At 65.3% G+C, this 13,143-nt stretch carries 13 protein-coding genes; 6 read left to right on the forward strand and 7 right to left on the reverse strand.

From position 1 onward, the window contains the following. Positions 1–104 precede the first annotated feature (104 nt). The 4 genes from IVB07_RS28650 to IVB07_RS28665 all read right to left on the reverse strand — a co-directional run bounded on the left by IVB07_RS28650 (position 105) and on the right by IVB07_RS28665 (position 2,525). Positions 105–296, reverse strand: coding sequence for a hypothetical protein (locus IVB07_RS28650; protein ID WP_018454896.1), 192 nt, complete (start codon positions 294–296; stop codon positions 105–107). 118 nt (positions 297–414) lie between these two features. Then, the gene (locus IVB07_RS28655; RefSeq protein ID WP_018454897.1) at positions 415–1,323 is read right to left on the reverse strand and encodes a S49 family peptidase; all 909 of its coding nucleotides are present in this window, start codon (positions 1,321–1,323) and stop codon (positions 415–417) included. Positions 1,324–1,534: 211 nt separating this feature from the next. Further along, entirely contained in the window at positions 1,535–2,305 is a 771-nt protein-coding gene (locus IVB07_RS28660; protein WP_204513854.1) for a methyltransferase, read from the reverse strand. Then, positions 2,298–2,525, reverse strand: coding sequence for a DUF2007 domain-containing protein (locus IVB07_RS28665; protein WP_007607161.1), 228 nt, complete (start codon positions 2,523–2,525; stop codon positions 2,298–2,300). Before IVB07_RS28665 ends, IVB07_RS28660 begins: the two co-directional genes overlap by 8 nt. A 131-nt stretch (positions 2,526–2,656) precedes the next feature. Between IVB07_RS28665 and IVB07_RS28670 the strand changes: the two genes are divergently transcribed. From IVB07_RS28670 to IVB07_RS28690, 5 genes are all read left to right on the forward strand, one after another. Beyond that, positions 2,657–3,664 (forward strand): polyprenyl synthetase family protein, encoded by a 1,008-nt coding sequence (locus IVB07_RS28670; RefSeq protein WP_007594965.1) that lies wholly within the window; start codon positions 2,657–2,659, stop codon positions 3,662–3,664. 411 nt (positions 3,665–4,075) lie between these two features. Continuing rightward, on the forward strand, positions 4,076–4,591 hold the full coding sequence (locus tag IVB07_RS28675) for a helix-turn-helix domain-containing protein (RefSeq protein ID WP_018454901.1): 516 nt from the start codon (positions 4,076–4,078) through the stop codon (positions 4,589–4,591). A gap of 1 nt (position 4,592) precedes the next feature. Beyond that, complete coding sequence (fabF, locus tag IVB07_RS28680; RefSeq protein ID WP_026232839.1) at positions 4,593–5,849, forward strand: beta-ketoacyl-ACP synthase II; 1,257 nt, start codon at positions 4,593–4,595, stop codon at positions 5,847–5,849. A 58-nt stretch (positions 5,850–5,907) separates the two neighbouring features. Continuing rightward, positions 5,908–6,540, forward strand: a complete 633-nt coding sequence (locus tag IVB07_RS28685; RefSeq protein WP_018454903.1) for a LysE family translocator — start codon at positions 5,908–5,910, stop codon at positions 6,538–6,540. Between the two features lie 7 nt (positions 6,541–6,547). Continuing rightward, positions 6,548–7,423: an alpha/beta hydrolase gene (locus IVB07_RS28690; RefSeq protein ID WP_039799260.1), complete on the forward strand. Its 876-nt coding sequence runs from the start codon at positions 6,548–6,550 to the stop codon at positions 7,421–7,423. A 27-nt stretch (positions 7,424–7,450) separates the two neighbouring features. On the opposite strand, the gene IVB07_RS28695 is transcribed toward IVB07_RS28690, so the two are convergent. The 3 genes from IVB07_RS28695 to IVB07_RS28705 all read right to left on the reverse strand — a co-directional run bounded on the left by IVB07_RS28695 (position 7,451) and on the right by IVB07_RS28705 (position 12,159). After that, positions 7,451–8,335, reverse strand: coding sequence for a 4-(cytidine 5'-diphospho)-2-C-methyl-D-erythritol kinase (locus IVB07_RS28695; RefSeq protein WP_018454905.1), 885 nt, complete (start codon positions 8,333–8,335; stop codon positions 7,451–7,453). Between the two features lie 28 nt (positions 8,336–8,363). Next, on the reverse strand, positions 8,364–10,166 hold the full coding sequence (locus IVB07_RS28700) for a tetratricopeptide repeat protein (protein WP_026232840.1): 1,803 nt from the start codon (positions 10,164–10,166) through the stop codon (positions 8,364–8,366). A 331-nt stretch (positions 10,167–10,497) separates the two neighbouring features. Beyond that, entirely contained in the window at positions 10,498–12,159 is a 1,662-nt protein-coding gene (locus IVB07_RS28705) for an electron transfer flavoprotein-ubiquinone oxidoreductase (RefSeq protein WP_018454907.1), read from the reverse strand. Positions 12,160–12,294: 135 nt separating this feature from the next. On the opposite strand from IVB07_RS28705, the gene IVB07_RS28710 reads away from it, so the two are divergent. After that, positions 12,295–13,104, forward strand: a complete 810-nt coding sequence (locus IVB07_RS28710) for a uracil-DNA glycosylase (protein ID WP_018454908.1) — start codon at positions 12,295–12,297, stop codon at positions 13,102–13,104. Positions 13,105–13,143 lie beyond the last annotated feature (39 nt).

Consider the following 13,143-nt stretch of genomic DNA (forward strand, 5'->3'; position numbering starts at 1 on the left):
TAGTTCTCCGTCATGCCCGGGCTTGTCCCGGGCATCCACGTTCTTCGTGCGGTGAGACAAGGCGTGGATGGCCGGGACAAGTCCGGCCATGACGACTGCAGCAGCTAACCCGGCCGATAGGCTCCGGTGACGGGATCCTGCTTCAGCGTCTGGACGGCCCCCATATGGGCGGCCTCGGCGACGCGCGAGAGGCGCATCTCCTCCAGCTCCTGGTTGATCCCGACGGCGGTCTTGTAGGCCCAGCGGACCACGGCAAGCCCGCCCAGGACGCCCGCGAATGCGACGAACGGCGGCATCGGTCATTCCTTGTTCACAATGCTCAGCCCCCACGCGCATTCTTGCGCAGACCGGGCCGCGCGGCAATTGGCACGGCTTCAAGTCTCCTTGGGGCCAAATGGCGCGGAGGGGCGCCGTCTAGAACCCGAATTTCGCCCAGATCGCGCGGGTCTCGACCGCCGAGATCAGGTCGTCCGGCAGGCTGGCCATTGATTCCATGGCCGAAAGCTGCCCCGCGCCGGGCGATTTCCGGCCCAAAAGGCCGGAGAGCAGACCGGTCGGCTGGGCTATCACGGGGGTGAGAACCTTCTCGCCATAGCGGGCACGAAGAGTTGAGCGGAGATCGCCGATGCTGTCGGCGAGCCCCAGCGTGATCGAACTCTCGCCGGCCCAGTATTCGCCCGTGAACAGGGTGTCGTCGGAGCCCTTCAACCGCGCGCCGCGGCTCTCCTTCACCAGCGCGATGAAGATCTGGTGGATCTCGCGCTGGAGCGCCTTGAGCTTGGCGACGTCGTCGGGGTTTTCAGGGAGAAACGGATCGAGCATCGCCTTGTGCGCGCCGGCGGTGTAGAGGCGCCGCTCGATGCCGAGCCGCTTGATCGCCTCCTGGAAACCAAAACTGCCGCCGACGACGCCGATCGAGCCGAGGATCGAGGACGGATCGCAGATGATCTCGTCGCCGGCGCACGCGATCATGTAGCCGCCGGAGGCCGCGACGTCCTCGACGAACACCAGCACCGGCAGCTTCTTCTCCGCCGCGAGCTGCTTGATGCGCAGGTAGATCTGGCGCGACTGCACCGGCGAGCCGCCGGGCGAATTGATCACCAGCGCCACCGCCTTGGCGTTGCGCGTCGAAAACGCCCGCTCCAGAACCCGCGAAACCGTCGCGAGCGTCATGCCCGGGCGCAGCGGCGTCACTGCGCCGATCACACCGGACAGCCGGACCACCGGCACCACGGCCGTGCCGGGACGGAAGCGCGCCGGCAGATATTGCATGAGCTTGTCGGCCAGGCCGGAACTCTCACGATCGTTCAATTTTTCGGCCATGCCATTACCTCTGATTAACCGTTTCTTATCACGCGACTGTCATTGGAAGGGCCCGGAACGTGTTTTGCAGAAAACCCGTTGAGAGGCTGCAATGGGCCAGCGGAGAACACCATGAAAATCTATCTGCTGATGCTGCTGATCGGTGCGCTGTTCATGGCGATCCGCCTGACGACTCCGCAAGAGCAGCAGTCGGAATCGCTTCCGCAATAGCTCAGCACGGTTCCACCAGGGGTAGAACCGCCCTTCCCTCCAGAATATCCATCACCTCTTTTTTCGACACGCGTGACTCCTCGTTGAGCATGAGGCCCGGCAACAATCGCGCCGGGGCCCTGCCGCCCTTGACCGCGCGCACCAGCACGCGGATCGCGGGCCGCCCGGCTTCACCGTGAACCGGCAGAATCGCGAGACTGCCGAAGCCGCGCGACAGCGCCGCCAAAACCTCAGCGATCCCATCTGCGCGCCAAATCAATGTCAGCGCGCCATGCGATCGGAGGATGCGCCGCGCCGCATGCACCCAGGCATTCAGCGTCTCATCCGTCGCCACATGCGCGATCTGGCGCGCCTGATCGGGCGAACCGCGATGGCGAGCGGGATCGTTGAAGGGCGGGTTCATCAGCACGACGTCGACGCTGTCGGGCGCGAGCCCGCTCGCTGCGAAGGCCTGCGCGTCCGCGGTGACGTCGAGCACGATCGTCTCGGCGGCAATCGCATTCGCGGCCGCATTGGCGCGCGCAAGCTCCGCCAGCTCCGGATCGATCTCGAGCAGGCCGAGCCTGATCCCGGCGACGCGCCGAGCCAACGCAAGGCCCGCCGTGCCGATGCCGGCGCCGAGATCGACGACACGGTCGCCCGCCCTCGCCTCCGTCGCCGCCGCGAGCAGAATGGCGTCGTGCCCGGCGCGATGGCCAGACCGCTTCTGCTTCAGCCGCAATTGCCCGCCGAGAAAGGCGTCCTCGGTGAGGTCTGTCAGTGCTTCACTCATCGCCGCGCAGTTCGTGGCTGAGGCCGGCCTCGGTCAGAAGCTGCCGGGCCTCGATGGCGTCGTCCTCGTGGACCAGGATCCGCCGCGGCAAAATGCCGAGCGAGCCCTCAATGATGCTCATGTTCTGGTCCAGCACCAGATGATGGATGTTGGCGCCGTCGAGCAGCGCGCCGATCGCCGACACCAGCACCATATCGTTGGTCCGAACCAGTTCTCGCAAAACACAGCCTCCTGCCTGACGGGGACTAAGCGCCAAATGTCAATGGTTCCACGGCCCTTGCCGCATCCCCGTCCAGTTTCTATTGTCTTTCCATCAGAATAGCCCTTCCGGGGCAAATATTGGAGACCGGCGTGGCCGTCATCGTACCTTTCGAAACTCCCGGCGCGTCGATCGAAGAGCTGGTTGCCCTTGTCGCCGGTGACATGGAGCGCGTCAACGCCACGATCCTGTCGCGGACCGGTTCGGACGTGACCATGATCCCGGAGGTCGCCAACCATTTGATCTCCTCCGGGGGCAAGCGCCTGCGGCCGATGCTGACGTTGGCCATGGCCAACCTCGCCGGCTACACCGGCGACGGCCATATCAAACTCGCCGCCAGCGTCGAGTTCATGCATACCGCCACGCTGCTCCATGACGACGTCGTCGACGAGAGCGAGATGCGCCGCGGCAAGCTGTCGGCGCGCATGCTCTGGGGCAATGAGGCGAGCGTGCTGGTCGGCGACTTCCTGCTCGGCCAGGCCTTCCGCATGATGGTCGAGGTCGGCTCGCTCCGCGCGCTCGACATTCTCTCCGCGGCCGCCGCCACCATCGCCGAGGGCGAGGTGATGCAGCTTGCCGCCGCCAAGAACACCGCAACCACCGAAGACGAATATCTCGCCGTAATCCGCGGCAAGACCGCCGAGCTGTTCGCGGCCGCCTGCGAGGTCGGGCCCGTGATCGCCAACCGCCCGAAGGCGGAGCAGACCGCCTGCCGCTCGGTCGGCATGAATCTCGGCATCGCCTTCCAGCTCGTCGACGACGTGCTCGACTATGGCGGCAAGAGCGCCAAGCTCGGCAAGAACACCGGCGACGATTTCCGCGAGGGCAAGATCACGCTGCCCGTCGTGCTCGCCTTCCGCCGCGGCAACGACACCGAGCGCGCCTTCTGGATCCGCGCGCTGGAGCGCGGTGAGATCGGCGACACCGACCTCGACCACGCCATCGGGTTGATGAACAAGCATCGCGCGCTCGAAGACACGCGCAGCCGCGCCCAGCACTACGGCGCCATGGCCGTGGACGCGCTGGCGCTGTTCCCGTCCTCGCCGATGAAGAGCGCGCTGGAGCAGGTCGTGGCGTTCTGCCTGGCTCGGTCGCATTAGCTACCTGCATCCTTAGCGCTTGCTGGTAGCCACACCCTCAGTGTCGTCCCGGCGAAGGCCGGGACCCATTACCCCGGTCAGCGTTGTCTTAGCGCCTGTGGCAACCATCGTGCACCACAACAACAGTCGTGGCTATTGGGTCCCGGCCTTCGCCGGGACGACATCGTTGAGATACGCGCCACCACCGCATTAACAGCGTCATTGCGAGCGCAGCGAAGCAATCCAGGTTCTTCCCGCAAAGGGACTCTTGATTGTTTCGCTTCGCTCGCAATGACGAGCTAGGTGTGCGAGGGCCGCCTTCCAACTTGCATTCAAATCCTGTGCGCCATCTTGCGGCACACCTCCGTCGGAGTGTTCCAACGGTTCGCCTACTAACTTGCATTTTGCAAGCCACTCTCCTACCTTCCCCTCATGCAGCCCAAATCCCCCTCCATTCAGGAATGTCCGGTCGGCCGCGCTGTGGAGACGGTCGGCGAATGGTGGAGCATTTTGATCCTGCGGGATGCATTCCAGGGCGCAACGAGGTTCGACGAATTTTCGCAAAGCCTCGGGATCGCGCCGAACATCCTGTCGCGGCGGTTGGCCCATCTCACCGAAAGCGGCATGTTCGTCCGTCGCCGCTACAATGAACGGCCGCCGCGCTACGAATATGTGCTGACGGACAAGGCCCGGGACTTCTTCCCCGTGGTCGCAACCCTGCTCGCTTGGGGCAACAAGCATCTCGCACCGATGGGCGAAGCGATCCTGCTCGCGAACCGGCACGATTGTCGTCCGTTCAATCCGGTCGTGGTCGATGCCGCCGACATGCAGCCGATCACGCTCACCAATGCGGTCGTCGTCGCAGGCCCCCGCGCCAGCCGTGTCATGCGTAAACGGCTGACCTCGCTCAAAGCCATGAACCCGGCCGTCGCGCCGGCTGGAGACTGACATGCGTCGTATCGTCGTGACGGGAATGGGCGCGGTGTCGCCGCTTGGCTGCGGTGTCGAACTTTCGTGGCGCCGGCTGCTGGCCGGCCAAAGCGGGCTGCGCCCGCTGCCGGAATGGTCGCAGGCGCTGCCCGCACGTATTGCCGGCCTCGTGCCCGACAAGGCCGATGACGCAGAGGGCGGCTTCGATCCCGCGCAGGCCGCCGCGCCGAAAGACCAGCGCAAGATGGACCGCTTCATCCTGTTCGCGCTGCTCGCCACCGCGGAAGCGGTTGCGCAGGCCGGTTGGACGCCGCAGGACGCGGCGGCGCAGGAACGAACTGCGACGATCATCGCCTCCGGCGTCGGCGGTTTTCCGGCAATGGCGGAGGCGGTGCGCATCACCGAACAGCGCGGCCCGCGCCGGCTGTCGCCGTTCACGATCCCCTCCTTCCTCGCCAATCTCGCCGCCGGCCACGTCTCGATCAAATACGGCTACAAGGGAGCGCTGGGCACACCGGTCACGGCCTGCGCTGCCGGCGTTCAGGCGATCGGCGATGCCGCGCGCATGATCCGCGCGGGCGAGACTGATGTGGCGATCTGCGGCGGCGCGGAAGCCTGCATCGACATCGTCAGCCTCGGCGGCTTTGCCGCGGCCCGCGCACTGTCGAGCGGATTCAATGACGCCCGCGCCTCGCGCCCGTTCGATCGCGACCGCGACGGTTTTGTCATGGGCGAAGGCGCCGGCATCCTGGTGATCGAGGAGCTGGAGCATGCATTGGCGCGCGGCGCGAGGCCGATCGCGGAGATCGTCGGATACGGTACGACCGCGGACGCCTATCACATGACATCGGGTCCGCCTGACGGCGACGGCGCCCGGCGCGCCATGGAGATCGCGCTCCGGCAGGCCAAGCTTGCGCCCGCGGATTTACAGCACCTGAATGCGCATGCGACCTCGACGCCGGCCGGCGACGAGAGCGAGCTTGGCGCGATCGCGGCGCTGTTCGGCCGCCACCGCGGCATCGCGGTGAGCGCGACCAAATCGGCCACCGGGCATCTGCTCGGCGCCGCCGGTGGCCTCGAAGCGGTCTTCACCGTGCTCGCCCTGCGCGACCAGATCGCGCCGCCGACGCTCAATCTCGAAAACCCTGATCCCGCCGCTGACGGCATCGACATCGTCGCCGGTGTGGCGCGACCGATGCCGATGCAGCACGCGATCTCGAACGGGTTCGGCTTCGGCGGGGTGAATGCCAGCGTGATCTTCCGCCGGATGGGCTGAACGACGGGCCTTAGTCGACGGGCCTTGCAATCGCGGCAAGCATCGCTACCAAAGCAGGATGATCAACACGAATTTCTGGCTGTTCCTGGCCGCCGCTTGTCTCATCGCCGCCGTTCCCGGCCCCGGCATTTTCTACGTCGCGGCACGGACCCTATCGGAAGGGCGCGGCAGCGGTTTTGCATCGACCGCGGGCACCGCGCTCGGCGGGCTGGTTCATGTGGTCGCGGGCAGCTTCGGCATCTCCGCGATCATTCTTGCCAGCGCCGAGCTGTTTGCCGCCGTGAAATTCGTCGGCGCACTTTATCTCGTCTGGCTCGGCATCAGGACTTTTCGCAGCGCCAGCCGCGCGCCGTCATTCGACAGCAAGCCCGTCGGCGACAAGCGCGCCTTTCGCGACGGCGTGCTGGTCGAGGCGCTGAACCCGAAGACCGCCGCCTTCTTCCTCGCCTTCATTCCGCAGTTCCTTGACCCGGCGGGATCGAACCCGACACTGCAATTCATCACGTTGGGCGCGCTCTCGGTGACGCTGAACACGCTCGCCGATATCGTGGTGGTGCTGATGGCCTCCGCGACACGTACGCAGTTGATCGGACGCCCGCATCTGATGCGACGTCTCACCCAGGGCTCCGGCGTCTTCATCGCAGGGCTCGGCCTGTCGCTCGCACTGGCGCGGCGGCCCGTGAATGGATAGCGCCACCATGCCCGCCCCGCAAAGCCGCATTTACGAGTCTCACGGCCTGCGGCTGCACTATGCCGACTGGGGCAACGACGGCGCGCCGGTCGCCATCCTGGTTCACGGCGGCCGCGATCACTGCCGGAGCTGGGACGTCATCGCCCGGTCGCTGCAGCCGCATTTTCACGTGCTCGCACCGGACCTGCGCGGTCACGGCGATTCCGACTGGACCAGGGGCGGCAGCTACGCGCTGACGGAGTATGTGTACGATCTGGCCCAGCTCGTCCGTGCCATCGCGGCGCCTCAAGTCACTCTCATCGGCCATTCTATGGGCGGCATGGTCAGCCTGATCTTTACAGGGGCATTCCCCGAACAGGTCTCGAAGCTGGTCGTGCTCGACGGCGTGACGATGTTGCCGGATACACCAAAACCGCCGGTGCATGAGCGGATCGGCAAGTGGGTCGGTCAGCTCGACAAGTTGCACGACCGCGCACCGCGCCGCTATTCGACCCTCGAAGACGCGGCGGCGCAGATGGTCCTTCACAACAAGCGGCTGTCTCGCGAGCTCGCGCTGCATCTCGCCACCCACGGCGCGCGGCAGAACGAGGACGGCACCTATAGCTGGAAGTTCGATCCCTACCAGCGCGCCTCTGCGCCGCACCGGCTCTGGCCGGACGATCACATCGCGCTGTGGTCGCGCATCACCTGTCCGACGCTGCTCTTGAATGCCGGCGAAAGCTTTCTGGCTGGCGCGAGGGCCGCGGGGCTGGAGCGCTACTTTCCGCAGGCGCGCGTCGAGACCATTGCAGGGGCCGGACACTGGCTGCAGCATGACAAGCCGCAGGAGGTGTTGGGTGAGATCCGGCGGTTTCTCGGGCTTGGCGAGGACGCTGCGGGCTAGCTCCGCAACATCCGCGTCATTGCAGATCTAGCTCAGCGTTCCCGAGTGCACCCACCAGCCGGAATGATCCCTGCGGATATTCTCGGCGGCGGCATGCGCCTCGGCAGATGCGCCATAGATCGCAAAGCACGTCGCCCCCGAGCCGGACATGCGGGCGAGCTTGACGCCGGCGGAGCCACGCAAGGCTTCCAGCACGTCGCCAATCACCGGCTTGATGCGCATCGCAGGCGCTTCGAGATCATTGGCGACGGTCTCGAGAGTATCGATCCAGTCGGCGATGGAGGCGCCCTCGCCTGGCCAGGCCGGGCCGTCGAAGACGGACGTGGCGCCGACCAGGAGTTCGCCGTTGCGCAGGCCCAGCTCCTGGAACACGTCCTTTGTCGCGACCGGCACGCGTGGATTGACCATCACGCAGGGCATGCTCGGCAGCATCAAGGGCAGCAGCTGCTCGCCGACACCGGTCATGTCGCAGGCGCGCGAGAACAGACACACCGGCACGTCGGCGCCGGTCGCAAGCGCAACCTTCTGGAGGCGGGCGTCGTCGAGCGACAGATCGTTGAGGCGCGCCAGCAACCGCAGCGCCGCCGCGGCGTCGGCCGAGCCGCCGCCGATGCCGGCGGCGACCGGGAGCACCTTGTCGAGCGCGAAGGCGCCCAGCTTCAGGTTCGGGACGGCTTCGGCCAGGAGCTTGGCCGCCTTGAACACGAGGTTGTCGGCCATATTGCCGCAGGCCGCGGCGAGCGGCCCCGTCGTGGTGAGCTTCAGCTCGCCGCCGGGCTCCAGCGTGAGCCGGTCGGCGCAGTCGGCAAAGGCGACCACGCTTTCGAGATCATGATAGCCGTCGGCACGACGGCCGACCACGCGAAGGCTCAGATTGACCTTCGCGCGCCCTTCTTCAATCAACGCCGGCATTGACGACACGCCCCCAACTTCAACTCACTCAGCCGCCCTTGCCGTCGTCCTTCTTCTTCTCCTTCTCCGCCTGCGCAGCCGAGGAGTTCGAATTGTCGTCGGTCATACCGTTTGCAATCTTGGCCTCGATCTTCGGAAGCTCATCCGCTTCGGGCTTGAGATCGCGGGCGTGGGCCCACTGGAACTTGGCTTCCAGCGTGCGGCCGACGCGCCAATAGGCGTCGCCAAGGTGATCGTTGATAGTGGGATCCTCGGGCTTGAGATCAATGGCGCGCTCGAGGTTCTTCACCGCGTCCTCGTAATTGCCGATGCGGTAATAGGCCCAGCCAAGGGAGTCGACGATGTAGCCGTCATCCGGGCGCTGCTCGACTGCCCGCTTGATCATCTTCATGCCTTCGTCGAGATTGATGCCCTGGTCGATCCAGGAATAGCCGAGATAGTTGAGGACGTGCGGCTGGTCGGGTTGCAGCTCGAGCGCCTTCTTCATGTCGGCTTCGGCCTTGCCCCACTGCTTGGAGCGCTCCTCGCAGATGCCGCGATAATAATACCAGACGCTGTTGGCCTTATCGTTGCCGGCCGGCAGCACGTCGACGCCTTGCGAATAGGTCGCGCCGCATTCGCCGAACTTCTTGCGGCCGCGCTCGATGTTGCCGAGCGCCATGATGGCTTCGAGATCCTTGGGATCCTCAGTGGTGACGCCCTTGAGGATCTTGATCGCCTCGTCGGTGCGGTCGGCGGAATCCAGATCGATGGCGAGCTGGATTTGGGCGTTGCGCTTGAGTGGAGAGGACGACGGCACCCGCTCGTAGACCTTGATCGCCATCTGCGGCCGCTTCACCGATTCATAGAGATCGGCGAGCGAGAGCAGCGCCAGGGGATGGGTGGGCTGCAGGTAGAGCGAGAGCTGGAGGTAGACCAGCGCCAGATCCTCGCCGCCGCGGCGGGTCAGTGTGGCGCCGATGCCGTAGAGTGCTTCTGCGGCGCCGGCTTGCGCGCTATCGACCAGCGGCGGCATCTTCTTGCCGGCCTTGGTGTCGCGCAACCCTTCCACGATCAGCGGATGGCGGGCGAGCTTCTTGTCGAAAGCCTGGTAGACCGTGGTCGCGGCGGCCGAGTCCTTGTTGCGAGATAGCCAGCGCGCATAGGCCTCGGTGACACGCAACATGGAATCGTCGAGCTTGTAGGCACGCTCGAACCGGGTGCCAGCGTCTTTCTCCTTGCCGGCGAGTTCGAGGATCATGCCGGCATGGAGATCCTTGAACAGCGGATACCATTCAGGACCGGCCAGCTTGTCGATGGTGGCGACGCCGCCCTTGGCATCCCCCGCACCATAGGCGGCCCAGCCCGACAGCAGCGTGGCGACGAGATCGGTGATCGGACCGCGGATCGACTGGTTGATGTTGGTCTGCGCGGTCGCGTACTTCTTGAACTTGAGATCGTGCACGCCAACGACGAGCCGTGCAACGCGGTTGGTCTTGTCGATGGTCAGGATGCGCTCGGCGAGCTTGACAGCCTCGTCGATGTCACCGTCGGCGACCGAGGAGATGAAGGCGCGGTCGAGCAGCTCGTTGTTCTTGGGGTCGGTGCGCAGGGCCGAGCGATAGAATGCAGCGGCGGAGGCCGCGTCGCGCTCGACGCTGGCGTGGCGGGCGGCGAGATAGCTGCCGGAGGTGGTCAGCGCCTTCAGATCGTTTCGGGTCGGAAACTGCGCCGCCGTGTCGGACGGATGGTCCGGCGTCTGCGCCCGGACCGCGCCGGGGACCGTCGCCATCGCTGAGCCCATGAGGGCAATGGCGGCAACAGTCCAACGGTTGAAACGATTTGAAAGCATCGGGGCTCGCCTTGAGTTGGTAGTGCCTGGGTTTGCAGAAGGCCGTATCGCAAGCGAACGCGGCCGGTGGCATGGGGACCCGGAACCGTCAGGCCGACAATGCCGCTTTTGGCGCTTCACCGCAAGGATTCGGGCCGGGCGATCCCCTCCGCACGGCACAAATCGGCCAAGTGACCCGTCAAGAGCGCCCCAAGACGCCGCCAGTATGGCCTTATCGTGACCACGGGGACCGCGGCCGGGTTCTCACGCGAACGTGCGTCACAGGGCGAAGATCACGCAACTCTGGTCACATTGGCCTCGGTCACATGGATCGTGACTTGCTGACCCCAGCCTACATGGCCTCGTAGTTCGGACCGCCGCCGCCCTCCGGGGGAACCCAGGTGATGTTGCCGTTGGGGTCCTTCACGTCGCAGGTTTTGCAGTGAACGCAGTTCTGGGCATTGATCTGGAAGCGCGGGCCCGAACCTTCCTCGATCCACTCATAGACGCCGGCCGGGCAATAGCGATTCGAGGGACCGGCAAACACGTCGTGCTCGGAGGTCTTCTGGAGGTTCATGTCCGTGACCTTGAGATGGACCGGCTGGTCCTCCTCATGATTGGTATTGGACAGGAACACCGACGAGAGCTTGTCGAAGGAAATCTTGCCGTCCGGCTTCGGGTAGGTTCTCGGCGCGTGGGTCTTGGCCGGATCGAGCGTCGCGCGATCGGGCTTCGCGTGCGACTGGGTGCCAAATAGCGAGCCGCCGAACAGCGTGTTGCACCACATGTCGAAGATGCCGAGCCCGGCGCCGATGAAGGTGCCGAACTTCGACAACAACGGCTTGGCATTGCGGACAGGATAGAGGTCCTTACCGACGACGGAATCGCGCCAACCGTTCTCGTATTCGACCAGCTCATCATTGGCGCGGCCCGCAGCGAGAGCCACGTTAACATGTTCGGCCGCGAGCATGCCGGTGCCCATGGCATTGTGCACGCCCTTGATCCGGGGCACGTTGACGAAGCCGGCCGCGCAGCCGATTAGCGCACCGCCCGGGAAGCTCAGCCGCGGCACCGACTGGTACCCGCCTTCGGTGATGGCGCGCGCGCCGTAAGCCAGCCGCTTGCCGCCTTCAAGCGTCGCGCGGACGGCCGGATGGTTCTTGACGCGCTGGAATTCGTCGAATGGCGACAAATAGGGGTCGTTGTAGTTGAGATGAACGACGAAACCGATCGACACCAGGTTCTCGTCATAATGGTAGAAGAACAGGCCGCCGCCGGTGTTGTTGTTCAAGGGCCAGCCAACCGCGTGCTGCACGAGGCCCTTCTGATGCTTGGCCGGATCGATCTGCCAGACTTCCTTGAGCCCGATGCCAAATTTCGGCGGCTCACTTTTGGTGTCGAGCGCGTATTTCGAGATCAGCTGCTTGGTCAGGCTGCCGCGCGCACCTTCGGCGAACAGCGTGTACTTGCCGAGCAATTCCATGCCACGGGTAAAGGAGTCCTTCGGCTTGCCGTCCCGGCCGATCCCCATGTCGCCGGTGGCGATGCCGCGCACCGCGCCATTGTCGTCATAGAGCACTTCGGCCGCGGCAAAACCGGGATAGATCTCGACGCCTAGCGCTTCCGCTTTGCGCGCCAGCCAGCGGCAGACATTGCCGAGCGAGCCGATATAGCAGTGATGATTGTCCATCAGCGGCGGCATGATGAAGTTCGGCAGCTTGATCGCGCTGGTCTCGGTGAACCAGAAGAAGCGGTCGTCCTTGACCTGCGTCTTGAGCGGACAATCGGAATCCTCGCGCCAGTCCGGGATCAGCTTGTCGAGCCCGGCCGGATCGATCACGGCGCCGGAGAGAATATGCGCACCGACCTCGGAGCCCTTCTCCACCACCACGACATTGAGATCGGCATTGATCTGCTTCAGCCGGATCGCCGCAGCCAGGCCCGAGGGACCGGCGCCGACGATGACGACGTCGAATTCCATGGATTCGCGCGGGGGAAGTTCTTCGGTGCTCATCTGATCTCAGCCCTTGAGACGGTCCTTGGTCGATTGCGCCCTCTTGTTTCCGATTTTTCCGGGTAGGACAACCTCGGAAATGCGTTTCGCCGGGGTGCAAGGCGCCCCAAACTGGACTAATAGTCAGACTTTCCGATGATCCCAGAACCCGCACCCACGGTCCGAGAGCTGCTCGCCTTCTATCTGGAGGCCGGAGTCGATTGCACGCTCGCGGAGGAACCGATCGACCGCCTGGCGGAATTGGATGTTCCACCTCCGGCCCCGCGCGCGCCACCTCCAGTCGAGGCCCCACGGCCGGTCGCCGCGCCCGCGGTGATGCGCGGCGAGGCGGCACCTGCGCCCGACATCGCGATCGCCTCGGCGCGCGAGGCCGCACGCACCGCGCCAAGCTTGGAGGCGCTGCGCGAGCTGATGCAGAGCTTTGACGGCTGCGCGCTGAAGCACACGGCGACACGTTTGGTTTTCGCCGACGGCAATCCGCAGGCACGCATCATGTTCGTCGGCGAGGCACCGGGCCGCGACGAGGACATCGAGGGGCTGCCCTTCGTCGGGCGCAGCGGCAAGCTGCTCGATTTGATGATAGGAGCCATAGGCCTCAACCGCACCACGGCCTACATCGCCAACGTGATTCCCTGGCGGCCGCCCGGCAACCGCACGCCGACGCCGCAGGAGACGCAAATCTGCCTGCCGTTCATCCAGCGCCAGATCGAGCTGGTGAATCCGGAGGTGCTGGTGACACTCGGCAATCCCTCGACGCAGACGCTGCTGTCGACCCGCGAAGGCATCATGCGTACCCGCGGCCGCTGGTTCGACTACGAGACGGGCGGGCGCACCATTCGCGCGCTGCCGACCTTCCATCCCGCCTATCTGTTGCGCTCGCCGTCGTACAAGCGGCTGGCCTGGCAGGATCTGCGCGCGATCGCGAAGGTGCTGGCGGAGGCGTGAGGGGCCGTACAGCCTTTCGCCGTCATTGCGGGCGCAGCG

It is taken from the genome of Bradyrhizobium sp. 172, assembly GCF_023101065.1.
GTDB classification, from domain to species: domain Bacteria; phylum Pseudomonadota; class Alphaproteobacteria; order Rhizobiales; family Xanthobacteraceae; genus Bradyrhizobium; species Bradyrhizobium canariense_D.